23 protein-coding genes are annotated in these 25877 nt (G+C 59.4%); 8 read left to right on the forward strand and 15 right to left on the reverse strand.

Annotation, left to right across the window (positions count from 1 at the left end; translation table 11 throughout):
- Positions 1-84: 84 nt before the first annotated feature.
- Together copD and copC are read right to left on the reverse strand one after the other, a co-directional pair.
- Positions 85-945, reverse strand: coding sequence for a copper homeostasis membrane protein CopD (gene copD, locus AB7M22_RS09435; RefSeq protein WP_454186058.1), 861 nt, complete (start codon positions 943-945; stop codon positions 85-87).
- A gap of 3 nt (positions 946-948) precedes the next feature.
- Positions 949-1314 carry a copper homeostasis periplasmic binding protein CopC gene (gene copC, locus AB7M22_RS09440; RefSeq protein ID WP_454186059.1) on the reverse strand — a complete coding sequence of 122 codons (366 nt, stop codon included), beginning with the start codon at positions 1312-1314 and terminating at the stop codon, positions 949-951.
- A 139-nt stretch (positions 1315-1453) separates the two neighbouring features.
- Here copC and AB7M22_RS09445 point away from each other — a divergent pair, with 139 nt between their 5' ends.
- Positions 1454-2074, forward strand: a complete 621-nt coding sequence (locus AB7M22_RS09445; RefSeq protein ID WP_007899508.1) for a TetR/AcrR family transcriptional regulator — start codon at positions 1454-1456, stop codon at positions 2072-2074.
- Between the two features lie 139 nt (positions 2075-2213).
- Here AB7M22_RS09445 and preA read toward each other — a convergent pair whose 3' ends face one another.
- From preA to hydA, 3 genes are all read right to left on the reverse strand, one after another.
- A complete protein-coding gene (preA, locus tag AB7M22_RS09450; protein ID WP_454186060.1) occupies positions 2214-3488 on the reverse strand; it encodes an NAD-dependent dihydropyrimidine dehydrogenase subunit PreA in 1275 nt (424 codons plus the stop codon).
- Positions 3489-4856: an NAD(P)-dependent oxidoreductase gene (locus AB7M22_RS09455; RefSeq protein ID WP_454188779.1), complete on the reverse strand. Its 1368-nt coding sequence runs from the start codon at positions 4854-4856 to the stop codon at positions 3489-3491.
- Between the two features lie 157 nt (positions 4857-5013).
- Positions 5014-6453 (reverse strand): dihydropyrimidinase, encoded by a 1440-nt coding sequence (gene hydA / locus AB7M22_RS09460; protein WP_454186061.1) that lies wholly within the window; start codon positions 6451-6453, stop codon positions 5014-5016.
- Positions 6454-7075: 622 nt separating this feature from the next.
- Between hydA and AB7M22_RS09465 the strand changes: the two genes are divergently transcribed.
- The 6 genes from AB7M22_RS09465 to AB7M22_RS09490 all read left to right on the forward strand — a co-directional run bounded on the left by AB7M22_RS09465 (position 7076) and on the right by AB7M22_RS09490 (position 13555).
- The gene (locus tag AB7M22_RS09465) at positions 7076-8560 is read left to right on the forward strand and encodes an NCS1 family nucleobase:cation symporter-1 (RefSeq protein ID WP_454186062.1); all 1485 of its coding nucleotides are present in this window, start codon (positions 7076-7078) and stop codon (positions 8558-8560) included.
- A gap of 129 nt (positions 8561-8689) precedes the next feature.
- Positions 8690-9973, forward strand: coding sequence for a Zn-dependent hydrolase (locus tag AB7M22_RS09470; RefSeq protein WP_454186063.1), 1284 nt, complete (start codon positions 8690-8692; stop codon positions 9971-9973).
- 160 nt (positions 9974-10133) lie between these two features.
- A complete protein-coding gene (locus tag AB7M22_RS09475) occupies positions 10134-10568 on the forward strand; it encodes a carboxymuconolactone decarboxylase family protein (protein ID WP_063343432.1) in 435 nt (144 codons plus the stop codon).
- Between the two features lie 3 nt (positions 10569-10571).
- Entirely contained in the window at positions 10572-11465 is an 894-nt protein-coding gene (sigJ, locus tag AB7M22_RS09480; RefSeq protein WP_454186064.1) for an RNA polymerase sigma factor SigJ, read from the forward strand.
- Positions 11466-11680: 215 nt separating this feature from the next.
- A complete protein-coding gene (locus AB7M22_RS09485; protein ID WP_454186065.1) occupies positions 11681-13177 on the forward strand; it encodes a PAS domain S-box protein in 1497 nt (498 codons plus the stop codon).
- 129 nt (positions 13178-13306) lie between these two features.
- Positions 13307-13555 carry a DUF1652 domain-containing protein gene (locus AB7M22_RS09490; RefSeq protein ID WP_454186066.1) on the forward strand — a complete coding sequence of 83 codons (249 nt, stop codon included), beginning with the start codon at positions 13307-13309 and terminating at the stop codon, positions 13553-13555.
- A 415-nt stretch (positions 13556-13970) separates the two neighbouring features.
- Here the strand turns inward: AB7M22_RS09490 and AB7M22_RS09495 are convergent, their stop codons facing one another.
- The 3 genes from AB7M22_RS09495 to AB7M22_RS09505 form a co-directional block, all read right to left on the reverse strand.
- Positions 13971-15086, reverse strand: a complete 1116-nt coding sequence (locus AB7M22_RS09495; RefSeq protein WP_454186067.1) for a Gfo/Idh/MocA family protein — start codon at positions 15084-15086, stop codon at positions 13971-13973.
- A 377-nt stretch (positions 15087-15463) separates the two neighbouring features.
- On the reverse strand, positions 15464-16231 hold the full coding sequence (locus AB7M22_RS09500) for an SDR family oxidoreductase (RefSeq protein ID WP_454186068.1): 768 nt from the start codon (positions 16229-16231) through the stop codon (positions 15464-15466).
- A gap of 24 nt (positions 16232-16255) precedes the next feature.
- The gene (locus AB7M22_RS09505; RefSeq protein WP_454186069.1) at positions 16256-17323 is read right to left on the reverse strand and encodes a phosphotransferase family protein; all 1068 of its coding nucleotides are present in this window, start codon (positions 17321-17323) and stop codon (positions 16256-16258) included.
- Positions 17324-17513: 190 nt separating this feature from the next.
- Here AB7M22_RS09505 and AB7M22_RS09510 point away from each other — a divergent pair, with 190 nt between their 5' ends.
- Positions 17514-17909 (forward strand): DUF4280 domain-containing protein, encoded by a 396-nt coding sequence (locus AB7M22_RS09510; protein WP_007899527.1) that lies wholly within the window; start codon positions 17514-17516, stop codon positions 17907-17909.
- Positions 17910-18148: 239 nt separating this feature from the next.
- Here AB7M22_RS09510 and AB7M22_RS09515 read toward each other — a convergent pair whose 3' ends face one another.
- From AB7M22_RS09515 to tssH, 7 genes are all read right to left on the reverse strand, one after another.
- Positions 18149-18691 (reverse strand): toxin-antitoxin system YwqK family antitoxin, encoded by a 543-nt coding sequence (locus AB7M22_RS09515; RefSeq protein ID WP_454186070.1) that lies wholly within the window; start codon positions 18689-18691, stop codon positions 18149-18151.
- A gap of 12 nt (positions 18692-18703) precedes the next feature.
- Positions 18704-20713: a type VI secretion system tip protein TssI/VgrG gene (gene tssI / locus AB7M22_RS09520; protein ID WP_454186071.1), complete on the reverse strand. Its 2010-nt coding sequence runs from the start codon at positions 20711-20713 to the stop codon at positions 18704-18706.
- A gap of 11 nt (positions 20714-20724) precedes the next feature.
- Complete coding sequence (locus AB7M22_RS09525) at positions 20725-21291, reverse strand: hypothetical protein (protein WP_454186072.1); 567 nt, start codon at positions 21289-21291, stop codon at positions 20725-20727.
- 32 nt (positions 21292-21323) lie between these two features.
- Positions 21324-21920, reverse strand: coding sequence for a hypothetical protein (locus AB7M22_RS09530; protein WP_454186073.1), 597 nt, complete (start codon positions 21918-21920; stop codon positions 21324-21326).
- Between the two features lie 132 nt (positions 21921-22052).
- Positions 22053-22574, reverse strand: coding sequence for a hypothetical protein (locus tag AB7M22_RS09535; RefSeq protein WP_454186074.1), 522 nt, complete (start codon positions 22572-22574; stop codon positions 22053-22055).
- A 62-nt stretch (positions 22575-22636) separates the two neighbouring features.
- Positions 22637-23275, reverse strand: a complete 639-nt coding sequence (locus AB7M22_RS09540) for a YopT-type cysteine protease domain-containing protein (RefSeq protein WP_454186075.1) — start codon at positions 23273-23275, stop codon at positions 22637-22639.
- A 57-nt stretch (positions 23276-23332) separates the two neighbouring features.
- Entirely contained in the window at positions 23333-25876 is a 2544-nt protein-coding gene (gene tssH / locus AB7M22_RS09545) for a type VI secretion system ATPase TssH (RefSeq protein WP_454186076.1), read from the reverse strand.
- Between the last annotated feature and the right edge of the window lies 1 nt (position 25877).

Consider the following 25877-nt stretch of genomic DNA (forward strand, 5'->3'; position numbering starts at 1 on the left):
CGAAAGCGGTCTGTCATTCAGCATTGATGTCGGCTGACAGTCCCTCTTCGCGGGCAAGCCTCGCTCCTACGGGGGCTGTGTGTTTCAGGCAGTAATCATTGGGGGCATGGTGCCCAGTAGCGAAACCGCTGCCACCGCGCCAATCCCCAGCAACCACTCGAGCATGACGCTGGCACGCAACAGGTCCGGGCGCTGCTGGCAATCCTTGACCCGCAGCCGATTGAACAGTGCCAACCCCAACATCCCGATCACCAGCACAACCTTGATCAACAGGATCAGCGCAAACCCGGACAGTAACGGCGTCGGCCAGAACGCGCCGGTCAATACCCGCACGTTGATCAGCCCGGTCATCACCAGTCCCGCCACCAAGGCGTAACCGATCCCGCTGAAGCGTTGCAATATCGCGCTCAAGGGATGATCGGCCGGTTGGCGCAAGATCATCACCAACAGCATCAACCCACCCAGCCAGGCGCCGACGCAGGCCAGGTGAATGATCTGGTTAAGGATCAGCAACTGGCCTTGCAGGCCATCGAGCATGGCGCCATGACCGACCGGGGCCAGGGTCGCAAGCAGCAGGCAGGAAAGGCTGATGCGCCAAGTCACGCTGGAACGCCAGGGCGTCAGCAGCAGGGCCATGAGCAGTAGATTGAGCAGCAGATGCCAGCGCCAGACCTGACCGAAAAAAGTATTGCTCAGCACCAACCCTAGCGTCGCCGGATCGAATGCCGCCTCCGGGGCACCGGCCATACTGGCGGTGATCAGCAGCAACCAGCCGACGCCACTGATCAACGCTATCGCGGTAAGCCCGCGGGTCACTCGCGCCTGGGACGGATCCAGCCGCGCGGTTTCACGGCCCAACAGCAGGGGCCTGAACACCCAGGCCCCGAACAGCATCAGCACCACGGTGAAATGCACAAAGCGGCACAGCACCAGCGCCTCGGTCATGAATTACTGACCCACCTTGAAGCGGTAGGCGCCTTCGCTTTTATGGGTGTCGACCGACACGGCGTGCCATTCGACTTTGTAATCGCCAGCGGCTAACGGCGCGTTCGGGGTGACGATCAGGGTTTTCTTGTCGCTGCCTTCGGTGGCGAGGCTTTTTACCGGGACGTCGGCGCCGTCCTTGCTGATCGTCACTTTGGTGAACGTCGCTTCAACCCCTTCGGAAAACTTCAGGCGCAGCTCCGAGGGTGCGCTCACGGTGCTGTCGGCCGCCGGGGTCTGGCTTTTCAGGTGCGCATGGGCAAACACCGACGAGGCGGCGAGCATTGAGCCGAGGAGGGCGGTGGCGGTCAGGGCGTTTTTGAGCAACATCGTGAAGACCTCAGCGGCAGGTTCAAAGAGGCGGCCAGTTTACCTGCCACAAGACCACCGTACGAAGTTTCGTTTTCCCTTGTCGCCCCGATCCAGAGCGGATGCTAGTCTTGATCAACGTTGTTGTCAGGGAGCCCTCATGGGCAATCACAAGATCGAGATTCGTCGCAGTAACGTCGAAAAGATTCTGCTGGGGGCCGAAAAAGTCTTCGCCGAAAAAGGTTTCGGCAGCACCGCCATGGCCGACATCGCCGCCGAAGTGCAACTGCCGCGTTCCAACCTGCATTACTACTTCAGCACCAAGAGCGAGCTGTACAGCGCGGTGCTCCTGGGTTTGCTGGAGGTCTGGAAGCAGGACGCCTTGTGCTTCGAGATGTTCGATGACCCGCGAGTGGTGCTCAGCAGCTACATCCGCGCCAAGATGAACCATTCCCGCAGCCGGCCGTACGGTTCGAAAGTCTGGGCCAACGAAATCATCCACGGTGCGCCGACATTGGGTGAGAAACTCGACGCCAGCCTGTACGACTGGGCCAAGATGAAAGAAGCGAAAATTCGCCAGTGGGTGGAGGACAAACGCATCCTGCCAGTGGAGCCGTCCAGCCTGCTGTACATGATCTGGGCTTCGACCCAGCATTACGCGGACTTCGATCACCAGGTGAATATCCTTAACGATCACCAGCCGTTGTCGGACATGCAGTTCGAGCGGGCGGTGCAGACGGTGACCAGTGTGATCTTGCGCGGGATCGGGTTGGAGCCTTGAGATTTTCGTTGTTGCGGCTGGCCTCATCGCGGGCAAGCCCGCTCCCACAGTGTTTATGTCGTACACAAATTCCGTGTACACCGAGAACCCTGTGGGAGCGGGCTTGCCCGCGATGGCGTCAGTTCAGGCGCCGCTGAGTTCAGACCGCGACATGGTACGGATTCCTCGGATCATGGTTCCAATCCAGAAACGGCTTGCCCGTATCCATAGGCACCATCTCAATACAATCCTGCACCGGACACGTGATCTGACACAGATTGCACCCCACGCACTCATCATCGATCACTTCATATTTATGCGTCCCGTCCGCCTGCTTAAGGCTCGCAATCGCCTGGTGCGAGGTATCTTCGCAAGCGATGTGGCAGCGACCGCAACCGATACACGCCGCCTGATCAATCTTCGCAATCACCTGGTAGTTGATGTCCAGGTACTTCCAGTCCGTGGTATTGCCCACCGCACGCCCGGAAAACTCCGACACGCTGGCGTAGCCCTGACTGTCCATCCAGCGCGACAAACCGTCCTTCATCTCCTCGACAATCCGGAAGCCATGCAGCATCGCCGCCGTGCATACCTGCACCGAACCACTGCCCAGGGCAATGAATTCCGCCGCATCGCGCCAGCTGCCGATGCCGCCAATGCCGCTGATCGGCAAGCCTTGGGTCTGTGGGTCGCGGGCGATCTCGGCGACCATGTTCAACGCAATCGGCTTCACTGCCGAACCGCAATAACCGCCGTGGGTGCTTTGGCTGCCGACGGCGGGATTGGCGACCATGCGTTCCAGGTTGACGCTGGTGATCGAGTTGATGGTGTTGATCAACGACACCGCATCGGCCCCGCCACGGTGCGCGGCACGGGCGGCGACACGGATGTCGGTGATGTTCGGTGTGAGCTTGACGATCACCGGCAGCGAGCAATACGTCTTGCACCAGCGGGTGACCTGCTCGACATACTCCGGCACTTGGCCGACCGCCGCGCCCATGCCCCGTTCCGGCATGCCGTGGGGGCAGCCGAAATTCAGTTCGATGCCATCGGCCCCGGTGGCTTCCACCAGCGGCAGGATCTGTTTCCACGACTCTTCGACGCAGGGCACCATCAGCGACACGATCAGCGCGCGGTCCGGCCAGTCCTTTTTGACCTGGGTGATTTCCCGCAGGTTGATTTCCAGAGAACGGTCGGTGATCAGCTCGATATTGTTAAAGCCCAGCACCTCCCGATTAGCCCCGAAGTGCGCCGAGTAACGTGACGACACGTTGACCGCTGCCGGGTCTTCACCCAGGGTTTTCCAGACCACGCCGCCCCAACCGGCCTCGAACGCGCGAACCACGTTGTAGGCTTTGTCGGTCGGCGGAGCGGAGGCCAGCCAGAACGGATTGGGGGCTTTGATACCGGCGAAAACAATCGAGAGATCGGCCATTTACGCAGCCTCCACGTTGAGCATGAGTTGAGCGTTGATGGCCTCGGCGGCCAGCTTGCCGTGCTGCACGGCCTGCACGGTGAGGTCCTGATCGAGGCTGGTGCAGTCGCCGCCGGCATACACGCCGGGGATGCTGGTGCGCAGCTGTTCGTCGACGAGGATGCGGTCGCCCTGACGCTTGAGTTCACGGGCCAGCGGATCGGCGAGAGCGCTGTTGTCGAAGGTTTGGCCGATGGCTTTGAAGATCGCATCAGCGGCCAGTTCGAAGGTTTCGCCGGTGGTTTGTAGGCGACCCTCCGCCAACCGGGTGCGGGCGAAGCGCATGCCGCGCACGTTGCCTTGATCATCGAGTAGCACTTCTTCAGGTTGAGCCCACGTCAACAGCCGCACCTGATTGGCCTTGGCGATGTCCTGTTCGTGACCGGTGGCGCCCATGTCCGGGGCGCCACGGCGGTACACCAGATTGACGTCGCGGGCACCGAGACGAGCCATCTGCACGGCCATGTCGATGGCGGTGTTGCCGGCACCAAGGACAATGCAGTGCTCGGCCAGCGGCAGTTGCGTCAGGTCATCGGCCTGGCGCAGTTCGCGGATGTAGTCGGTGGCGGCGAGCAGGCCGGGGGCATCTTCGTGGGCCAGTCCTAGCTGTTTGCTGGCGGCCAGGCCGAGGCCGAGGAATACCGCATCGAATTGCTGATGCAGTTCGCTTAAGGTCAGGTTCTCTCCAAGTTTCTGCCCGTGGCGAATCTCGATTCCGCCAATCCCCATCAGGAACTCAAGCTCTTTCTGCGCGTAATCGTCCACCAGCTTGTACTTGGCGATCCCGTATTCGTTGAGCCCACCAGCCTTCTCCCGCGCCTCGAAAATCACCACGTCATGGCCGTGCATGGCGCTGCGGTGCGCGCAGGACAAACCGGCCGGGCCGGCACCGACCACGGCGATGCGCTTGCCGGTCGGGGCGGCGCGTTGGAACGGGTGTTCGCTGAAGTGTGCGTTGTCCACGGCATAGCGTTGCAACAGGCCGATCAACACCGGCGCGCATTCCTGGGCGTTGTTGCGCACGCAGGCTTGCTGGCACAGGATCTCCGTCGGGCAGACCCGGGCGCAACTGCCACCGAGGATGTTGGCCGAGAGGATTTTTTGCGCCGCACCCTGAACGTTTTCCTGATGGATATTGCGGATGAACGACGGAATATCGATGTCGCTCGGGCAGGCATTCACGCAGGGCGCGTCGTAGCAATACAGACAACGCGAGGCTTCCAGATGCGCCTGACGGTCGTTGAGTGGCGGCGCCAGATCGGTGAAATGGCCGGCGAGGGCGGCCGCGTCCTCATGGGGATGCGGGAGGTGGTTCAGGGTCTTGATCACGGTGTTGGCCTCACGGTTATTTGAGGTATTGCCTCTGGTGGGCATTGGTTTTTTTGTTGTCTGGGCGGGCCTCTTCGCGGGCAAGCCTCGCTCCTACAGGGGTATGCATTCCAAATGTAGGAGCGAGGCTTGCCCGCGAAGGCCGAAGGCCTCGATCTCAGCGTTTCACAGCAACCGGCCTGTGCAGCTCAGCCCGCTTGCTCAGCAAATCGAACACCGCCGGATACGCCGGCCGTTCGACATACCGACCGGCACCACGCTCGGCCCGCAAATCACCATCGGCCCACACCACTCGGCCCTGGCTGACGGTGTGGCTCGGCACGCCGCGCACGGTCTTGCCTTCAAAGATGTTGAAGTCGACTTGCTGGTGATGGGTCTTGGCTGAAATCGTCCGCGTACCTTCCGGGTCCCACAGCACCAGATCCGCATCGGCGCCCACGCGGATCGCACCCTTGCGCGGATAGAGGTTGAAGATTTTCGCGGTGTTGGTGGAGGTGAGGGCAACGAAGTGCTGCATCGACAAACGCCCGGTATTCACCCCTTCATCCCAGAGCACCGCCATGCGGTCTTCGATGCCGGCGGTGCCGTTCGGAATTTTGCTGAAGTCGTCACGGCCGGCGGCTTTTTGTTCGGCGCAGAAGCAGCAGTGGTCGGTGGCGGTGGTGTGCAGGTTGCCCGCTTGCAGGCCATGCCAAAGCGCCTCTTGATGGCCGCGAGGACGGAAGGGTGGGCTCATCACGTAACCGGCGGCGGTCTGCCAGTCCGGGTGTTGGTAAACGCTGTCGTCCAGCAGCAGATGCCCGGCCAGCACTTCGCCGTAGACCGGTTGGCCCTTGCTGCGGGCGTAGGTGATTTCGTCGAGGGCTTCCTTGGTCGAGACGTGGACCAGGTACAGCGGCGTGCCGAGGGTTTCGGCGATGCGGATCGCCCGGCTCGCGGCCTCACCTTCCACCTGCGAAGGCCGCGACAGCGGGTGCGCTTCCGGCCCGGTCATGCCCTGGGCCATCAATTTACGTTGCAGGTGATAGACCAGTTCGCCGTTTTCCGCATGCACGGTCGGCACCGCGCCCAACTCCAGGCAGCGCTCGAAACTCGCTACCAGCGTATCGTCGGCGGCCATGATCGCGTTCTTGTAGGCCATGAAATGCTTGAAGCTGTTGACCCCGTGATGGCTGACCAGCTCGGCCATTTCTTCGCGGACCTGCTCGCTCCACCAGGTAATGGCGACATGGAAACCGTAGTCCGACGCCGATTTCTCGGCCCAGCCGCGCCATTGATGAAACGCCTCCATCAACGATTGCTGCGGGTTGGGAATCACGAAGTCGATGATCGAGGTGGTGCCGCCGGCAAGCCCTGCCGCGGTGCCGCTGAAGAAGTCCTCGCTGGCGACCGTGCCCATGAAGGGCAGCTGCATATGAGTGTGCGGGTCGATGCCGCCGGGCATCAGGTATTGGCCGCTGCCGTCTAGCACTTGCGCATCGGCGGGAACATCGAGGTTTTCACCGATGGCTTTGATCACGCCGTCGGCGCAATAGACGTCGGCGCGATAACTTTCATCATGGGTAATAACGGTGGCGCCACGGATCAACAGAGACATTCCGAGTTCCTCGCAGGCATTGACCGACTGATGCCGGTTCTAAATGTTTTATATGAAGCAGACGCCAATCGGTGTATTCCTGTCAGCGCTGTCAAGAATAGACGCTAGCTGCAGTTTGTGGATTGAGCAAGAATATTTTTTATAAGCTTATTACTTATTTAACTAATTGAAATATAAAGATAAAAACTGAAAATCACCAAAATGGTGAGGCCTCTCACCATTTTGACGCACTTGACAGGTTCAAAAAATAGACGAGATTTTCTATGTGAAATCAGCTGCTTGAGGATGGTCTATGGTTGATGCGCAATCTTTCAAAAAAGATCGACGCACCAGATTGAGTCCTGACTGTTCGGACAACTTGCCTGACATTCGGCCTGAGTGGCATGGCAACTCACCACGGATTCAATAGTTGGATAAATAAAGCTGATTAACATCAGTTGGTTAACGAAATTTTATGGCACTGCCCGATGCGCTAGCGGGGCACCCGGCACGTTTATTGATGCCGCCGCTGACACCTTGGCCGGTCCATGAAAGTTGTCAGTTTCTCCGGCCATCGTCCGGCTGACGCACCGCGCGCCAGCCCCTGATGAGCAAAAATAATCAAAAGAACAGTGGAGCGGCCATGCAACAGATCAGATCGCAAGTGACCGAGCGCGACGGCTTGTTTGAGCTCGAAGCCGGCAGCGACGTCCTCGACAGTCCCCGTTACAACCACGACATGGCACCGACCAAGGTGCGCGAACGAACCTGGAACAAATGGCACATCACCGCGTTATGGGTCGGCATGGCGATCTGCGTGCCGACCTACACCCTTGGCGGCGTGCTCACCGCCTATTTCGGCCTGACCGTGGGCGAAGCCCTGCTGGCGATTCTGTTCGCCAACATCATCGTGCTGATCCCGCTGACCCTGAACGCATTTCCCGGCACCAAGTACGGCATTCCGTTTCCGGTGTTGCTGCGCTCATCCTTCGGCATCCTCGGTTCCAACATACCGTGCCTCATTCGTGCCCTGGTGGCGTGTGGCTGGTTCGGCATCCAGACCATGTTCGGCGGGCTGGCGATTCACCTGTTTCTCGGTTCGGTGTTCGATGACTGGAAAGCCCTCGGCGGCACCGGTGAGGTGATCGGCTTCATGGTGTTCTGGGCCTTGAACCTGTGGGTGGTGATTCGCGGCGCGGACTCGATCAAATGGCTGGAAACCCTCTCGGCGCCGTTGTTGGTGCTGGTGGGCGTGGGGCTGCTGGTGTGGGCGATGCCGAACGTGTCGATGACCGAGTTGCTGGCGATCCCGGCCAAGCGTCCGGAAGGGGCCGGCGTGGTCAGTTATTTTGCCGCCGGGCTGACCGCCATGGTCGGGTTCTGGGCCACTTTGTCGCTGAACATTCCGGACTTCAGCCGCTACGCGAAAAGCCAGAAGGATCAGATCGTCGGGCAGATTATCGGCTTGCCCCTGACCATGTTCCTGTTCGCCTCCCTTGGTGTGGTGATGACGGCCGCTTCGGTAAAACTGGTGGGCGTCACTGTCTCTGATCCGGTCACTCTTATCGGCCATATCCAGAGCCCGGTCTGGGTCGCCTTGGCCATGGCGCTGATCATTATCGCCACGTTATCGACCAACACCGCAGCCAACATCGTGTCGCCGACCAACGATTTCCAGAACGTCGCGCCCAAGTACATCAACCGCACCACAGCGGTGATGCTCACGGGGCTGGTCGGGTTGGCGCTGATGGCCCATGAGTTGCTGAAAAAGCTTGGACTGATCGTTTCGGATTTAAGCCTGGAGACGGTGTATTCCAACTGGTTGCTGGGCTATTCGAGCCTGCTGGGGCCGATCGCCGGGATCATGGTGGTGGACTATTTCCTGATCAAGAAACAGGAACTGGATTTGGCCGGACTTTACCGCGATGACGTTTATCCGGCGTGGAACTGGTTCGGCTTTATCGCGTTCGGCGTGCCGGTGGCGTTGACGCTGTTGTCGCTGGGCAGCGATGCGTTCAGCTGGTTCTACGACTATGGCTGGTTCACCGGCTCGGTGCTGGGTGGGCTGATTTATTACGGGTTGTGCTCGATGCGCCCCAGCCCATCAATCGCGAAATCCACGGTTTGATCGTTCCCACGCTCTGCGTGGGAATGCAGCCCGGGACGCTCCGCGTCCCAGAAGCGGACGCAGAGCGTCCATGGATGAATTCCCACGCAGAGCGTGGGAACTATCAGAAGAAGAACTGAGGAGATCATCATGAACGCTGCCATAGACGTTCTGCAGTCCACCCATCAGCACATCAACCGCGACCGTCTGTGGCAGTCGCTCATGGACCTGGCCAAACTCGGTGCCACGGTCAAGGGCGGCGTCTGCCGGCTGGCCCTGACCGACCTCGACCGCCAGGCCCGGGACATCTTCGTGAACTGGTGTGAAGAAGCCGGCTGCACCGTCAGCATCGACGCTGTCGGCAACATCTTCGCCCGCCGTCCGGGGCGCAACCCGAACCTGCCACCGGTGATGACCGGCAGCCACATCGACACTCAACCCACCGGCGGCAAGTTCGACGGCTGCTTCGGCGTGCTGGCCGGGGTCGAAGTCTTGCGCACCCTCAATGACCTGAAGGTGGAAACCGAAGCGCCGCTGGAAGTGGTGGTCTGGACCAACGAAGAAGGCTCGCGCTTCGCCCCGTGCATGATGGGCTCCGGCGTGTTCGCGGAAAAATTCACCCTCGAAGAAACCCTGGCCAAGGTCGATGCCGAGGGCGTGACCGTCGGCGAAGCCCTGAACGCCATCGGCTATGCCGGACCGCGCAAGGTCAGCGGCCATGCCGTTGGCGCGTATTTCGAGGCCCACATCGAGCAAGGCCCGATTCTTGAGGATGAGCGCAAAACCATCGGCGTGGTGATGGGCGCCCTCGGGCAGAAATGGTTCGACCTGAAACTGCGCGGCGTCGAAGCCCATGCCGGCCCGACACCGATGCACCTGCGCAAGGACGCTCTGGTCGGCGCCTCGGTAATCGTCGGCGCGGTCAATCGCGCCGCCCTCGGCCATCAACCCCACGCCTGCGGCACCGTCGGCTGCCTGCAAGCCTACCCCGGCTCGCGCAACGTGATTCCTGGCGAAGTGCGCATGACCCTGGACTTCCGGCATCTGGAGCCGGCGCGACTCGATTCAATGATCGCCGAAGTCCGCGAGGTCATCGAAACCACCTGCGAGGAACACGGCCTGACCTTCGAACTGACGCCCACCGCTGACTTCCCGCCGCTGTACTTCGACAAAGGCTGCGTCGAAGCGGTACGCGGCGCGGCACAAGGGTTGGGGCTGTCGCACATGGACATCGTCAGCGGTGCAGGGCACGACGCAATCTTCCTCGCCGAACTCGGCCCGGCGGGGATGATTTTCGTGCCTTGCGAAGGCGGCATCAGCCACAACGAAATCGAAAACGCGGCGCCGGATGACCTGGCTGCCGGCTGTGCGGTGTTGTTGCGGGCGATGTTGGCGGCGTCGGATGCGATTGCCAGCGGTGAATTGGCGGCTTGAAGATCAAAAGATCGCAGCCTTCGGCAGCGCCCACAGGCGCGTAGGAGCTGCCGAAGGCTGCGATCTTTTGCTTCTACGCGTTAAAAAAACGTCCCCCACGTCACAAACCCGAATCCTCAATCGTCATCCTGTTGAACCCCTCAATTAGCGGAGCAACACGATGTCGTCCAACACCCAACCGGTCAATCTGCTGCAATCCATCCCTCAGGTTTTCGAAAGCCTGACCCAGGTCCATGTCACCCTCGACAGCCATGACCTGGACCCGACCCTCAAACATCTGCTGCACCTGCGTGCCTCGCAGATCAACCAATGCGGTTTCTGCGTGAAGATGCACACCCGTGAGGCGCGGGAGGCCAATGAAACCAACGAGCGTCTGGATCGCCTGATCGTCTGGCGCCATGTCAGCGATTTCAGCGCCGCCGAACGCGCCGCCCTGGCCTGGACCGAAGCCCTGACCGTGCTCGATGAAAAGACCGATTACGCCAGCCTGCGCGGCGACTTGCGCGAGCATTTCAACGATGCTCAGATCGGTGCCTTGACGGCCGAGATCGGCATGATCAACCTGTGGAACCGTTTGCAGGTGTCGAGGCACTGATCGATGAACTCCGCTGAAAACGCCGCCGCTGTATTCGAGCAGCGCCGGCCCTTTTTGCTCGGTCTGGCGTATCGCATTCTCGGCTCGCGCACCGAAGCCGAGGATGTGGTGCAAGAGCTGTTCATCAAATGGCTGGAGGCCGACCGGGCCTCCATCGCCACGCCAGCCGCCTGGCTCACCACGGCGTGCACCCGGCACTGCATCGACTTGCTGCGCTCGGCTCACACGTCGCGGGTTGATTACGTCGGTACCTGGCTGCCGGAACCGATTCATACCACCCACCAGCATTCACCCGAACACATGCATGAACTGGCCTCGTCATTGTCCACCGCGTTCCTGCTCTTGCTGGAACGACTGACTCCCAAGGAACGCGCCGCGTACCTGCTCTACGAAATTTTCGACATGGATTACGCGCAAGTCGCCGAGGCGATCGGGGTCCAGGAAGCGGCTTGCCGCAAATTGGTATCCCGGGCCAAGGCCGGTCTGGGTAGCGGGCAAATCCGCTATCAGCCGGAGCCGGCGCGTCAGGACCAATTGCTGAGCGCCTTCCACAGCGCCATCGCCAGCGGCTCAACCGCGTCCCTGACCACGCTGCTGGCCGAAGACGTCGAACTCTGCGCCGACGGCGGCGGCAAGGCCTCGGCCATCCGCGAAACCCTGTTCGGTATCAACAGCGTGCTGGAATTCATTGGTCAGTCGCTGCATGTCTATTGGCAGACTTGTGAATGGCTGCCCAGCGAAATCAATGGGACACAAGGCGTGATTATCAAGGCGGACGGGGTCATTACTGCGTCGATGACGTTTGGTTTTGATGAAGCGGGGCGGGTGAGCCGGATTTTTATCATGCGCAATCCGGATAAGTTGGCGGGGTTGGATGCATCGTTGCAAGTGCAATAGTTGATCGTTCCCACGCTCTGCGTGGGAATGCAGCCTGGGGCGCTCCGCGTCCCTTTCGAGAGCTGGAACGCGGAGCGTCCCTAGAGGCATTCCCACGCAGAGCGTGGGAACGATCATCAGCCCGGCGGATGAGTCCTCTGCACTATCCCAACCCCCCGCGGTCGTAATCTTCACAGGGCGGCGCATGAATGCGCCGCCGTACGCGTGGAGACCCAATGAGCCAGGACGTCCTGACCACCGAAACCAATCGCCGTCAGTTGCAGCAGATCATCGCCGGCCTGTCCGATGGGGTGATTCTGCTGGAGCTCGACCAGACCCTTCTCTGGGCCAATGACGCCGCGTTGGCCATGCACGGCGTTGGGCAACTCAGCGAGCTCGGGGCGAATGCCAAGGAGTACGCCAAGCGCTTCGCCTTGCGTTATCGCAATAATCACCCGGTTCAGACCGACAATTATCCGATCAACCGCGTCGCCCGAGGCGAGACCTTCAGCGATGTGTTGGTTGAAGTGACGCTTGCCGACGACGAAGAGCGCACCTGGGTTCACAGCGTGCGCAGCATGGTGTTGGCCGACAGCGCTGGCAAGCCGGAGTCGCTGGTGCTGATCATGAACGATGTCACGGAGTGGGCCAGCGCCGAACAGCGTTTCGAAAAAACCTTCAACGCCAACCCGGCCCCGGCGGTGATCTGTCGCCTCAGCGATTTGCGTTACATCAAAGTCAACCCGGGCTTCCTGGAGATGACCGGCTATACCCGTGATCAGGTGATCGGCCGTTCGACCTATGAACTGGACGTGCTGGAAGGGGCCGAAAACAAAGACCTGGCCAAGCAGCGGCTGCGCGAAGGAGTGACCATTCCGCAAATGCAGGCGCAACTGCAGTTAGCCGAAGGTGGCAGCAAACAGGTGATCGTCGCCGGCCAGCCCCTTGAGCTGAACGACGAAGCCTGCATGCTCTTTTCCTTCGTCGACATCGAGCCTCGGCATAAGGCCGAAGTCGCCCTGCGCCAGAGCGAGGAACGTTTTGCCAAGGCTTTTCGACTGACCCCGGTGCCGATCCTGGTGTGCAACGCCGGCGATCAGGTGGTGATGGACGTCAATGAAGCCTTCCTCGATACGCTCGCGTATTCCAGTGAAGAAGTGCTTGGAAAATCGGTGACGCAGATCGATTTTATCGATGACACAGGCGCACGCGCGCGACTGTTTACGGCACTGGAAAAAAACGGAAGCGTGGATCGTGTCGATGTCCGGGTACGCAAAAAAGGCGCCGGATTGATCGATTGTGCGGTTTCTGCCGACACCGTGAACATTCAAGACAGGCCCTGCTACCTGCTGGTGTTCATGGACATCACCGAACGTAAACGCACGGAGCTGGAGTTGGTGTCGGCGATCGAAGAGGTCATGAAAGACGCCTCCTGGTTCAGTCGCACACTCATCGAGAAACTCGCTAACGTGAAAAACGTCAACTCGCCGCAGTTGCCCAGTGTGTCTTTCACCGACCTGACCGCCCGTGAGCGCGATGTGCTCGGCCTGATCTGCGAAGGCCTGGCCGACAAGGAAATCGCCGCGCGGCTCAAACTTGCGCCAAACACGGTGCGCAACCATGTCTCGACGGTGTATTCCAAGCTCGACGTTCACAGTCGTAGCGAGGCGATTGTCTGGGCTCGCGAGCGCGGTTTGTTCTCCAGTGAGTGGCGGCCCAAGGCCCAGCGTTAGGTGCAAATGCACTACTCGATGGGGTGCAAATTGATGTTCTGGAGGGGGGCGGCGGTTCTTAGGCTGTAAAGGTGCGATACAGGTCTTCGGATATCGCGTCCCTTTCAAAACAGCGACAGGAACTGCCGGATGATTTATGTGGCGCAATTGCGTATGCAACTGGAGCGGAGCTTTTCGCCGTTGGCCTGTGAGTGCAAGGTTACGGGTGAACATTCACTGACGGTGAAGCTCTATCATCCGGTGTCGGGGCGGGTGGATCTGGTGGTCAGCGGGTTGAGCGTGGCCAATCTCAGAACGCCGGAGGCGGTGGCAGCGTTGATCGAAGAGCTGCGTTATGAACTTGAGAGCAACACGTTGCATTGTCGCGAGACGTCTTAGGAACTGTCAGGTTTTGCCGGCGGTCGTATAAAGAATACGAGAGTATTTTTTCTGTGACCGGTCCGCGGGTACGCGGTGAGCGTGTTGGGTCGCGGAAATATGTCGATCACTTACCGCGGGTCAACCTATGAAAAGTCTTGGGAAACGCACTTTTACAACACTGTCGTTCGCACTCTGGATAGCGATTTTGGGTGGTTGTGCCAGTCCTCCACCGCCACCTCCCGCTGCGCCGCCTCCACCCCCTGTGCGCACCTGCCAAACCACTGAAAACACCGATGTACAAGGCGATGTGAGGGCTGAGGGGCAGGTGACCCGGGAAACGACGATTACTCGTTGCGTCACGCAATAATCATCCATCGGCTCACGTTGAACCGCCAGCAGCGCTGTGCTGCTGGCGGGTATCCGCGCGCATCGCTCAGACTTCCTCGATCCTGACCCAACGCGACTCCCGCGCTGCCAACCGGATCGCCGTCGCCAGGCGTTCGACTTCCCACGCCTGTTCGAAATCCGTTCCACCCTGAGATAAGCCTGCCAGCGCCATCACCAGATCATGGACTTCCAGCGTCTTGAGTTCGTTGTATCCGAGTTGATGCCCTGCCGCCGGACTGAACGCCGCATAACCCGGCAAATTCGGCCCTGCCAGCAAGCGCTGGAAACCGTCCTGACCGGCACGAAACAGACGCAGTTCATTCAAGCGTTCCTGATCGAATACCAACGTCCCACGAGTGCCGCTGATTTCAAAACTCAGGTGATTCTTGTAGCCGTGCTTGAGCCAACTGCTGCTGAACGTGCCACGGGCGCCGTTGGCAAACCGCAACAAGGCATGGACCTGATCATCGACGGCGATGCTGCGTTGTTCCGGACTGCCAACCGTGGCGGGACGTTGCCGGTGCACGGTCTGGGTATCGGCGCTCACTGCCTCGACATCGCCCACCAGATAACGGGCCATGGCCAACAAGTGACTGCCCAGGTCGGCCAGTGCGCCACCGGCATGATCGGCCTCGCAACGCCACGACCAGGGCGACGCGGGGTCGGCCATGAAGTCTTCGCTGAATTCACCCTGGAAACTGATGATCTGACCCAAGTCGCCGTTTTCAATCAGCTCCCGGGCCAGCCCGATCATCGGGTTGTGCTGATAGTTGTAACCGACCCGCGTCACCACGCCTGCGGCTTTGGCGGCAAGACGCATCGCGCTGGCCTGTTCGAGGTTCACAGCCAGCGGTTTTTCGCAGTACACCGGTTTGCCGGCGGCGAGGGCGGCCATGGCCATGGGGTAGTGCAGATGGTTAGGGGTGGTGATGGCGATCAGGTTGACCTTGGGGTCATTGATCAGCTGTTGCCAGTCGCTGTGAGCGGTATCGAAGCCCCAGGCGTCGGCGCAGTGCCGGGCGCGCTGCGGATCGGCGTCGGCGAGGGCCGCGAGTTTGAGCTTCAGCGGCAATTCAAAAACGGCGCTGACGTTGCGAAAGGCCAAGGCGTGGGCGCGGCCCATGAAACCTGTGCCGATGAGTCCGATACCGAGTTCGCGCATAGCCGGGGTCCTTTGGATTTTATTTTCAGGAGGGCTATTTATGGAATAAAAATTCCCAACATGCAAATGGTGGAATAAATATTCTTATGCTGGATCCGATACGGCTGCGATTTGATCGTTCCTACGCTCCGCGTGGGAACGATCAGTGGTGAGTACTGAAAATTAAAAAGGCAGCCCTGAGGCTAATGCCGGTAAGTTAAGAAACTTGAGCGACGAAAATCCTGTGGGAGCGTGGCTTGCCCGCGAAGAACGATGACGCGTAGTATCTGAAAAACCGCGGTGCATTCTTCGCGGGCAAGCCACGCTCCCACAGGTTCTGCGTCTTAACTTACCGGCATTAGCCCTGAGGCTGCCTTTTGTGTATCTGGTGAGTCGAATCAGGACAAGAACCCACCATCCACATTCAACGAAACCCCAGTGGTGTAACTCGACGCATCACTCGCCAGATACAACACCGCTCCCGCCATCTCACTCGGATCCGCCACGCGCTTGAGCGGAATCTGCTGCAGCGCGGTTTTCAGAATGGCGTCGTTTTTCACCAGCGCCGAAGCAAACTTGGTATCGGTCAGACCCGGCAGCAGGGCGTTGCAGCGGATGCCGAATTGCGCGCATTCCTTGGCGAAGACTTTGGTCATGTTGATCACCGCTGCCTTGGTCACCGAGTAGATGCCCTGGAAGATCCCCGGCGAGATGCCGTTGATCGAGGCGACGTTGATGATGCTGCCGCCACCGTGTTCGCGCATCAGCTTGCCGGCTTCCACCGACATGAAGAAGTAGCCGCGAATATTCACGTCGACGGTTTTCTGGAAGGCGCTGAGGTCGGTGTCCAGGACGTTGCAGAACTGCGGGTTGGTCGCCGCGTTGTTGACCAGAATATCCAGGCGCCCGAACTGTTCGCGGATGCCGGCGAAGACTTGGGTGATCTGCTCCATCTCACCGATGTGGCAGGCGACTGCGGTGGCCTTGCCGCCATCGGCGATGATCGCGTCGGCGACGTGCTGGCAGCCGTCGAGTTTGCGGCTCGAAACGATGACGTGTGCACCTTGCTGCGCCAGCAGTTTGGCGATGGCTTCACCAATGCCGCGGCTGGCGCCGGAGACGAAAGCGATCTTGCCGTCGAGGTCGAACAACTGAGTCTTGGACATGATTTTTCCTTGTTATGGGCGCGATCAGAGGCTGGATTTCTGGATGACTTGCAGGCTCATCTGCTCCAGCAGTTTGTTCATGTGAATGAACTGTGCGAAGCGCTTGTCCTGGGTCTGACCATGGAAGAAGCGGTAGTAGATCTGCTGCACGATGCCGGCCAGACGGAACAGGCCATAGGTGTAGTAGAAGTCGAAATTGTCGATCTGGATGCCGGCGCGTTCGGCGTAGTAATCGACGAACTCACGGCGGGTCAGCATGCCGGGAGCGTGGCTTGGCTGGCGCCGCATCAGTTGCACCGGCGCCGGGTCGTCGGCTTCGATCCAGTAGGCGAGGGTGTTGCCCAAGTCCATCAGCGGGTCGCCGAGGGTGGTCAGTTCCCAATCCAGCACGCCGATGATCTGCATCGGGTTGTCGGGGTCGAGGATCACGTTGTCGAAGCGGTAATCGTTGTGGACGATGCTCGACGTTGGATGATCGGCCGGCATCTTGTCGTTGAGCCAGGCTTTGACCGCTTCCCACTTGGGCGCGTCCGGGGTCAGGGCTTTTTCGTAGCGCTCGCTCCAACCTTTGATTTGCCGTGCCACATAGCCTTCGGGTTTGCCGAGGTCGCCCAGGCCATAGGCCTTGTAGTCGACCCGGTGCAGTTCCACGAACTTGTCGATGAAGCTCTTGCACAGGGTTTCGGTCTTCGCTGAATCAAGCCCCAGTTCTGGTGGCAGTTCGGAGCGCAGAATGATGCCCTTGACCCGTTCCATCACATAAAACTCGGCGCCGATCACTGATTCGTCGGTGCAGTGCACATAGGCTTTGGGGCAATAGGGGAAGCCGTCCCGCAGCTGATTGAGAATGCGAAATTCGCGGCCCATGTCATGGGCGGATTTGGCCTTGTGGCCGAACGGTGGCCGACGCAGGACGAATTCCTGTTCGGGGTATTCCAGCAGGTAAGTCAGGTTCGACGCACCGCCCGGAAACTGGCTGATTTTCGGTAAGCCGCTCAGGCCCGGAATGTGCGCCTTGAGGTACGGATCGATCAGGCTGGCATCGAGTTCTTCGCCGGAGCGGATACGGGTGGACTGGTCAGTAAGCGCCATGCTTATCCCTTCTGCTTATTTTGGAGGCCAGACATCATTGGCTAATCTAATGGTGCGCCGGGGTCGCCACAAGCGCGGCACGGTCTTATAGGTTAGCGTGTTGCCGGATAATCAGCGTTCCTGATGTGCACGAACAGGCTCGGCGGGCTATGGTTTCAGGGAAGCGCCGCTTCCAGGAAGGAGATTCGACATGGGCTGTCCGCAAGTTTGCGCCACCGCGACCCTGCAATGCAGTTTCGGCGCGGCACCAGCGGTACTCAACGTGCTGCCGGTGAATCGCACACTGACCGGGGGCATGCCAGCGGCGAACATCATGGATCACATTCCGCTGGTCAACGTCATGCCGTTCGGCACGTGCATGAGCATGGCCAACCCGATGGTCGCGGCCGCCACCGCCGCAGCGCTTGGCGTATTGACGCCGATGCCCTGCATTCCGGCCACCGCCACCCCCTGGATTCCCGGCGGCGCGCCGACCCTGCTGCTGGGCGGCATGCCGGCCATCGATGCCAACAGCACCCTGATGTGCAATTGGGCCGGGGTGATCAAGATTGTGATGCCGGGGCAGATGCAGATGCTGATTCCCTGACTCACACAAGGGATCTTCTGTGAATGCAGTATTTGTGAATAACAGTGATCCCTGTGGGAGCGGGCTTGCCCGCGAAGGCGGCGTGTCAGGCGATATCGATATTGGATGCGCGGGCCTCATCGCGAGCAGGCTCGCTCCCACAAGGGATCTTCTGTGGATGCAGTATCTGTGTACGGCGCGGATCAAATTGTGGGAGCGAGCCTGCTCGCGATGAGGCCATGACATTCACCACAACAGGCTCAGGCCTCGGCGGGATCGCTCCAGCGCCTGAACCACCAGCGCACCCTCGAAATCGGCTTGCCCTCGGCATCCAGCGGTCGCCCATCGCTGGCAAAACCCTGTTCCGGCTCCATCAGTTGACCGTTGAGATAACGGGCCTCGACGGCAGTTTTACCGTTGGCATGAAAGCGCTGATACCGCCCCTCGCGCACGCCATCGCGGTAGAACTCCGCCTCCGCCAGTTGCCCGTCGGGAAAGTAATTGAACGCCTCGCCATGCAGCAGCCCTCGACGGTAAGTCGCCTTGCGCTGTAGCCAGCCTTGCGGCGCATAGAAACTGGCGATCCCCTGTAGCTTGTCACGAACAAACGGCAGTTGCGCCGAGACCTTGCCGTTGGGGTGATAGAGCAGGGTAGTGCCTTGCAGCTCGCCCTGGCTGTAGTGCAAATCAGCCTGCGCGCGTCCGTCATCCTTGATGTGCAACGCACCGTCGAGCTGGCCATCGAGCAAGCGACCTTTGAGCTGTTTATCGTTCTGCTGCAAGTCCAGCGGCGTGATGGCCATGGGTTCTCCTTGTCAGTTGACCTGCACCAGACCACCCTTGATGGTCAGCATGCCGCCGCCATCCACGGTCTGCGAAGCGGCGCCCTTGTTGGTCAGGCTGATCCCGGCATCGTTGGTCATTGTCGTGCCGGCCTTGTTTTCCAACGAGGTACCGGCCTGATTGCTCAGGGAGGTGCCGGCCTTCTGGCTGATCGAGGTGCTGGCCTCGGCCGCCAGATCGGCGCCGCTTTTTATCGTGAAACTGCCGCCGCTCTGCAGGGTCAGGGTACCGGTCACTTTGATGGTCAGGTTGCCATCCACCGTCAGGCTGTAGTCGCCGGTGACCTTGTGCGTGTAATTGCCACCGGTGCTGTGGGTCTGGTCAGCGCCCACGGTCACTGTGCGACTGTCCTTCACATCCAGATTGTCGCTCCCCGTCTGGATGGTCACGCTGCGTTTGCCTTTCTCCAGGGTCACGGTCTCGTCACCTTCTTTCACCGTGCGCGTGCGAGCGTTCTGTACGGTCAGGGTTTCGTCGTGGCCGACAGTGGCGGTGGTGTCGTTGAGCACATTGATCTTGAAATCCTTTTGCGCCTGCAAAAACACCTCTTCGGCATCCTTCTTGTCCTCGAAGCGCAACTCGTTGAAACCGCCACCGCCCTTGGACGATTGGGTCTTGATCCCGGATTGGGTCTGATTGGCCGGCAGCGCATAGGGCAGGGCGTTGTCGCCGTTGTAGACGCAACCGGTCACCAGCGGCCGATCCGGGTCGCCATCGATAAAGGTCACGATGACTTCCTGGCCGATGCGCGGCACGAACTGCATGCCGAAGCCCTTACCGCTCCAAGGCAGCACCACACGGACCCAGCAGGAACTGGCTTCGTCGTTCTTGCCGTCGCGATCCCACGGGAACTGCAACTTGATGCGGCCGTATTCGTCGGTCCAGATTTCTTCGCCTGACTTGCCGACGACGATGGCTGTCTGTGTGTGCATTCGCGGCTTCGGTGTGGTTCTCACCGGGCGAAAAGGCGTGGCTTTGGGGATGGCTTCGAAGCGATTGCGATAGCTGTCGTGGCTGGCTTCATGAGTCACCGCCGTCACCACCCAATCGATATTCAACGTCGAATCATCGTGCCCTGTCAGCGTGAACCAGTTCCCCGGCACCAGCCAGCGGCAATCGCTTTCACCGACAAAACGCTTCTCCTGACTGCGCAATCCATCGACGCGCTGCTTGGTCAGCGCATCGCCGCGCGCTTTGGCGTTGTAGCTGCCCGGGTGCTCATACATCGACCGCGGTCCGGCCACCGCTTCGGCCTGGCTGTAGAGCGATGTGGTCGGCGTGGTGAACTCGTAATCCGTCGCCCGATACACCCCGGCCACCGCTTGCACGCAGACCTGTCCGGAGCGGATGCCATGCAGTTCGCGTTCGCCCAACTGCTGACCGAGATAGCTCACCTTGGGGCCATTGGGGATCGGCACGAAAGCATCGTTGCTGTCCCCCAGCACCAGCGTGTGCTTGCCATCCTCGTGGGTGAAAAACCAGAAAATCCCTTCTTCTTCCAGCAACCGCGAAACGAACGCGAAATCGGTTTCGCCGTACTGCACGCAGTATTCGCGTGGGGTGTAGCTGCCGCTGAGCTTCAGCAGAAAGTCAGTAAAACCGTGAGCCTTGAAAATCGTGGTGACGATGTCAGAGGTGCTGAGGTTCTGGAATACGCGGTTGTTGCTGGCCAGGGTCAGCCACCAGAGCCATGGCCTTAAAACAAGCTGATAGCGCTCGGCGGTGGCGTCGGCCGGGAGTTGGCGGATTTCGGCGACCAGGGCGTCCATTGGACGGGTCAGGGCGTCGTTGTGCAGGGTGGTCGTGACGTGGGTGGCGACGGCCGTGGTCAGGGTTAGCGAGGTGCCGTCGTTGAGGCCGTTGAGGGTTAGCGTGCCCAGCGAATTGAGGGTTTCTTCGCCGGACAATGACTCAGGGTATAGCGCCGACAGCGAGGCGGCGGTGAGGGAAAGGCTGGTGTTGCTGTCGGTGGTGCGGGGCATTGAATGACCTGCTATTGATAGTTCAATTCATGAATGACGGCGTCGCCGTTGCCGTTTTGATAGTAGAAGTGCCACTTTGAGGTGAAAGGCCAATATCGGGCAACGTATTCCCCCCAAAGAACGGCTTCGGCCCATGGTCCCGAATGAGTGTACGGCTCTGCCCTGTTGATGGCAGGCACGTTGTATTTGTCGGAGGGCAGCAGCCAGGAAATATTGGTCCCATACCTGGCAAGATCGTCGTGGGAAAAAACCGGGTTGTGGTTGCCACTCGTATACAGGTTGTAATGACGAACCCTGATGAACCCTCCGAAGTTCTGGATGCCCACGCAGCAACCAGACAGATTTGCGGTAAGAAAAAGAAGAGGGTTGCCGCCGGTTGGTGTGGCCGGGAGATCAATATAAAGGCCGCTGTCTTCTTTCCACGGTAAATAGTAGGCGCTATAGGTGGTGCCAGACACTATTGCAATCAGTGCTTTGCTCATGTCCAGATCAAGATCGAAGTTAACGACTCCAGCATGGGCGTTGGGTATGGTTACTTGAAGATGTCTGTGTTCTTGCTCAAGTCGCGCCTTTAGCATGAGAAAGATCCTCGGTACCCGTTTTTTGCGTATCAATATGGAGTGTAGCGGTATGACTTGCGTGGCTCTTGTATTCTGCCGAATGTCTTTTTCCTGTCGTCTTTCTTTAGTTTTTTTAGCGGTGTTTGATTGTTTAACTCGGCAAAATAGTGCACGTGCCAGTTTTCGTTTCTGGCTTGTAGCCATGGCTCACAGTTGTTGCAAGGTGTCAGGTCGATGTAAATGTGATTATTGTTGTTGTAGGTGAAAAAAGGCCCGTTTGCATTGGCGATTCTTTCGGCCGTCAAGATGGCTGATTGCTCCGCGTGCTCTTCAGCCAGTGAGTTTGAGAAAGGTCGTGTTGATGAGAGATGTCCGTGGAAAGCGTTAAAATCAGGATCCATGCCTTGGTACAATCTCGAAGAGCCAAAGCTAACGCTAAAATTCAGGTTGCCTATATTGACCGGGACGTACATGGCATTGTGGTTTATTGCCACCGCTGCGTTGCATGAATCGTAGCTAAGCCCCAATCCGGATTGACCAAGAACTTGCGTGAAGTGCGTAAGGCATTGAAGAAAAAGAGCATGGCCAATTCGTTCTTCAGTGGTGGTCGGGAATAAACTGACGCGGTTCAAGCTAATGATTGGCATAGCGAGTACGTCCTTGTCGGTGATGAGACAAAAGAGGACAGATTTATTTTTGGGATGCGGTGAAAATAGATCTGTCCCCTTTCTTTGTTTCTTTCTTCCTGTATTTGCCTTTCTTTTCTTATAAAAAAGGACTCAAGCGTGGGGCGGTGGTGCAGACAGATCAATCCATGGAAGAGCGTTGCCCAACAACATATTGATGGAGGTTTCCTCGGCACCAAAATGACTGACACCAAACAGAACGACGCAGCCAACAGCGCTTGTAACGGGGAGAGGGCCGGGAAATCGGGCCCTGAAGGCGGTGACGACCGTTAAATTGCGATTGGCAACGTTCTGCGGCATCGATACCCCGGGTCGATCTCCGGGATCCCAGGCATAGATAGCTATATTCAGCGACCTTGCCAGCCTCATCAGATGCGTAAAAGGAATCTGGTTGCCCGGCCATCGATTATCGACATACCCAACCATCTGGTCGTTTTCGTCCTCGGTGAGATCGTCAAACAGAATGATTTCCAGGACCAGGCTAGTGACGAGTCCAGAAACCATCCATTCATAGATGTAATGCCTGGCACTGTCGGAGTCGTGATGCTCACCCACTCCCAAAGCTCCATGTTGCAGCGCCGCCCTGGCGCCGTTGATGAAGTGTATTTCCGGCATGTCCTGCTCCCCCGAAGATAAATCTCATTTCAGCGTCATCAACAAAGCAAAAAGGCCGGGGGTTAGCTGAATCCCCAGAGGCGATAACCTTTTGATAACCCCTGACGGTAAGCAGTTGCTACCGCGCTCAGGCAAAGTGCTATGCCGTCACTTCCCTCTAATTTGAACTCGCCGAAGTTTGGGTCGAAAAAGGTACAGCTACTGCTTTTTCCGAAGAAAACCCAGGGTCTGTAAAAGGCCACGGAATGCCCGCCCAGTGTGCCTTTGATGGATAAAATGAAATATCGATAGCCCGAAGTCAGAACTAGTTGGCCAATGGGTTTTCCATCATCGGCAAAGCCTTGATAGGTTTGTGATTTCTTTTCTCCCAACGATCCCAATCCACCAGCTCTTAGCGCTGACAGTGTTGCGACAGAGGGCGAGTCAGGCGAGTCGCCGCTGATGTCCAGATAGGACGTCTGGAAGTCTGAAGCCTGTCGTGCGGTCCGCTGTTCATGCAGCAGGCTTGTGCTGGCAGTCGGTGCCACAATTTCTTTAAGGTAGTCGTTACCGTTTTTCTTTGCGATCAGCCATGCGGTACAAACACCGCGACATATACCGTCTCGGTTGTCACCGACGAGGTTAAGAAAACTGGACTGGCCGAAATTGTAGATGCCTTCACCATGCCCATTGATGGCCTTGCATATAGCGCCGTAGCTCATGATGCCTCCTTGGTTCGACTGTGCTCTGCCACCGGGTGCGCTCAGGTACGTGACGTCCTATTCCAACACCCACTCCGCCAACTTCCCCGTCACCTGCGTCATCAACACATTCTCAACATCTCTTGCACCCGCCGCACTGCACTTGGCCAACACCGCCTGCACAATCCCGGCATCAAATTCAAACTGTTTCCCGGTGGCAGCCTTATACCGCCCGCGCAATTTCTCCAGCTTCGCCAACACAATCCCTTCCAGCGTCACCTCATCCAGCGGCCGATACGCCACCACCGTCATGCGCGCCAGAAACGCTGGCCGAAACGCTTTCAGCAGCACTTTATGCAGCGCTTCGTTGAAGGCATCGGTGCCCAGTTGCGCGACCGGTGTATCGAGCAGTAACTCAGCTCCAACGTTGCTGGTGGCGAGCATCACGGTGTTTTTGAAGTCCACCACCAGCCCGGTGCCGTCTTCCATGACGCCTTTGTCGAAGACGTTGTAGAACGCCTCCAGCACATCCGGGTGGGCCTTTTCGATTTCGTCCAGCAGCACCACCGAATAGGGCTTGCGCCGTACCGCTTCGGTGAGCACGCCACCGCTGCCATAGCCGACGTAGCCGGGCGGGGCGCCTTTGAGTTGGCTGACGGTATGGGCCTCCTGGTATTCGGAAAGGTTGATGCTGATCAGGTTGCGTTCGCCGCCGTAGAGCGCGTCGGCCAACGCATAAGCGGTTTCGGTTTTGCCCACGCCCGTGGGGCCGACCAGCAGGAACACGCCGACCGGTTTCTGTGGGTCGGTGAGGCCGGCGCGGTAGGCTTGCAGGCGTTGGGCGATGGTGTTCAGCGCGGTGCTTTGGCCCATGACCCGCAGGCCCATGCGCTGGCCGAGGGTACGTACGGCGTGGGCTTCGTCGGCGAGCATTTTGCCCACCGGGATGCCGGTCCAGCCGGCGATCACGGCGGCCACGGTTTTCGCGTCGACCTGTTCCGGCACCAGCGGATCGTCCTGGCGAATGGCGTCCAGACCAGCCTCGAGTCGTACCAGTTCGGCGGCGAGATGATCGATGCGGCTGTCGGTTGCTTCGTCCGGTTTTTCGTTGTCGGCGCGCTCGCTCAAGGTGAGTAACTCGCGGCGGGTTTCCAGCAGTTCGCGCACGGCGATCCGTTCTTCGTTCCAACGGATTTCCAGGTCGCGAATGGCTTGCACGTTACCGACGGATTCGGTTTCCAGCAGGGTGATGCGTTCACGATGATCGAGCCCGGTGGCTTGTTCGCGACGCAGGCGTTCGACTTCGTCTTTGAGGCTTTGCTGGCGATGGCGCAGGCTTTCCAGCGGTGGCGGCACGTCGTGCTGGCCGAGGGCGACCCGCGCGCAGGCGGTGTCGAGCACGCTGATGGCTTTGTCCGGCAACTGGCGCCCGGAGATGTAGCGGTGGGACAGCTTCACTGCTTCGTGGATCGCCGCGTCGAGCACCTGCACGCCATGATGCTGTTCCAGCTTCGCGGCCACGCCACGGAGCATTTCCACGGCGGTGGTTTCGTCCGGTTCCTCGACTTGCACTAACTGAAAGCGCCGGGCGAGGGCCGGGTCTTTCTCGAAGTATTTTTTGTACTCAAGCCAGGTCGTGGCGGCGAGGGTGCGCAACTCGCCACGGGCCAGCGCCGGTTTGAGCAGGTTGGCCGCGTCGCTGCCGCCTTCCGCGCCGCCAGCGCCAATCAGGGTGTGGGCTTCGTCGATGAATAGAATGATCGGTTTATCGGCGCTGCGCACCGCGTCAATCACGCCTTTGAGCCGCTGTTCGAACTCGCCTTTGACTCCGGCCCCGGCCTGCAACAAACCGAGGTCGAGTACTCGCAGGCTGACTTCCTGCAGCGACGGCGGTACATCGCCGGCGGCAATGCGCAGGGCCAGGCCTTCGACCACTGCCGTTTTGCCCACGCCCGGCGCGCCGACCAGGATCGGGTTGTTCTGCCGACGCCTGAGCAGAATGTCGATGCACTGGCGAATTTCGCCGTCGCGCCCGACGATGGGGTCGATGCGCCCGGCGTGGGCGTCGGCGGTCAGGTCTTGGGTGAACTGATCGAGCACCGAATCCTGTTTCGGCTGCGGCTTGCCGGCATTGGCAGGTCGCGTGCCGCCGACGTGTTCGCGAGAGTTTTCGGTCCACTCCAGCAGGTTGCTGCGCAAGGCTTCCCGCGGAATTTTCAACAGCGACGAGGCGCTATTGAGCAGCAGGCTGCGGCGTTCATCGCGGTCGAGCAAGGCCAGCAGCAGCAAGCCGGAACGGATGCTGTCGAGGCCGAGCACACTGGCCTGAACCACCGCGTCTTCGAGCAGGCCGATGGTTTGCGCCGACAGCGCCGGGGTGCGGGTGCTGCCGGATTTGAACAGTTCCAGAGCCTTGTTGATTTCCGCCGTCAGGGCATCGCGCTCCAGGCCGAAGCGCGGCAGCAGGTAGGCGAAGTCACCGCCCTCAATGTCCAGCAACTCAAGCAGCAGGTGTTCGATTTCGACGTAATGATGACCCCGTTGCAGGCAGCGTTGCGCGGCCCGTTCGAGGGCGCGGCGGTTGTCCGGGTTGAGGCGTCCGATCAGGCTGGCCAGTTCCATG

It is taken from the genome of Pseudomonas sp. ADAK2 TE3594, from assembly GCF_053628675.1.

Excerpts from the sequence above, each read along its gene's own strand:
- copD (WP_454186058.1), bottom strand. The coding sequence starts at position 945 with ATGACCGAGGCGCTGGTGCTGTGCCGCTTTGTGCATTTCACCGTGGTG.
- copC (WP_454186059.1), bottom strand. The coding sequence starts at position 1,314 with ATGTTGCTCAAAAACGCCCTGACCGCCACCGCCCTCCTCGGCTCAATG.
- AB7M22_RS09445 (WP_007899508.1), top strand. The coding sequence starts at position 1,454 with ATGGGCAATCACAAGATCGAGATTCGTCGCAGTAACGTCGAAAAGATT.
- preA (WP_454186060.1), bottom strand. The coding sequence starts at position 3,488 with ATGGCCGATCTCTCGATTGTTTTCGCCGGTATCAAAGCCCCCAATCCG.
- hydA (WP_454186061.1), bottom strand. The coding sequence starts at position 6,453 with ATGTCTCTGTTGATCCGTGGCGCCACCGTTATTACCCATGATGAAAGT.
- AB7M22_RS09465 (WP_454186062.1), top strand. The coding sequence starts at position 7,076 with ATGCAACAGATCAGATCGCAAGTGACCGAGCGCGACGGCTTGTTTGAG.
- AB7M22_RS09470 (WP_454186063.1), top strand. The coding sequence starts at position 8,690 with ATGAACGCTGCCATAGACGTTCTGCAGTCCACCCATCAGCACATCAAC.
- AB7M22_RS09475 (WP_063343432.1), top strand. The coding sequence starts at position 10,134 with ATGTCGTCCAACACCCAACCGGTCAATCTGCTGCAATCCATCCCTCAG.
- sigJ (WP_454186064.1), top strand. The coding sequence starts at position 10,572 with ATGAACTCCGCTGAAAACGCCGCCGCTGTATTCGAGCAGCGCCGGCCC.
- AB7M22_RS09485 (WP_454186065.1), top strand. The coding sequence starts at position 11,681 with ATGAGCCAGGACGTCCTGACCACCGAAACCAATCGCCGTCAGTTGCAG.
- AB7M22_RS09490 (WP_454186066.1), top strand. The coding sequence starts at position 13,307 with ATGATTTATGTGGCGCAATTGCGTATGCAACTGGAGCGGAGCTTTTCG.
- AB7M22_RS09495 (WP_454186067.1), bottom strand. The coding sequence starts at position 15,086 with ATGCGCGAACTCGGTATCGGACTCATCGGCACAGGTTTCATGGGCCGC.
- AB7M22_RS09500 (WP_454186068.1), bottom strand. The coding sequence starts at position 16,231 with ATGTCCAAGACTCAGTTGTTCGACCTCGACGGCAAGATCGCTTTCGTC.
- AB7M22_RS09505 (WP_454186069.1), bottom strand. The coding sequence starts at position 17,323 with ATGGCGCTTACTGACCAGTCCACCCGTATCCGCTCCGGCGAAGAACTC.
- AB7M22_RS09510 (WP_007899527.1), top strand. The coding sequence starts at position 17,514 with ATGGGCTGTCCGCAAGTTTGCGCCACCGCGACCCTGCAATGCAGTTTC.
- AB7M22_RS09515 (WP_454186070.1), bottom strand. The coding sequence starts at position 18,691 with ATGGCCATCACGCCGCTGGACTTGCAGCAGAACGATAAACAGCTCAAA.
- tssI (WP_454186071.1), bottom strand. The coding sequence starts at position 20,713 with ATGCCCCGCACCACCGACAGCAACACCAGCCTTTCCCTCACCGCCGCC.
- AB7M22_RS09525 (WP_454186072.1), bottom strand. The coding sequence starts at position 21,291 with ATGCTAAAGGCGCGACTTGAGCAAGAACACAGACATCTTCAAGTAACC.
- AB7M22_RS09530 (WP_454186073.1), bottom strand. The coding sequence starts at position 21,920 with ATGCCAATCATTAGCTTGAACCGCGTCAGTTTATTCCCGACCACCACT.
- AB7M22_RS09535 (WP_454186074.1), bottom strand. The coding sequence starts at position 22,574 with ATGCCGGAAATACACTTCATCAACGGCGCCAGGGCGGCGCTGCAACAT.
- AB7M22_RS09540 (WP_454186075.1), bottom strand. The coding sequence starts at position 23,275 with ATGAGCTACGGCGCTATATGCAAGGCCATCAATGGGCATGGTGAAGGC.
- tssH (WP_454186076.1), bottom strand. The coding sequence starts at position 25,876 with ATGGAACTGGCCAGCCTGATCGGACGCCTCAACCCGGACAACCGCCGC.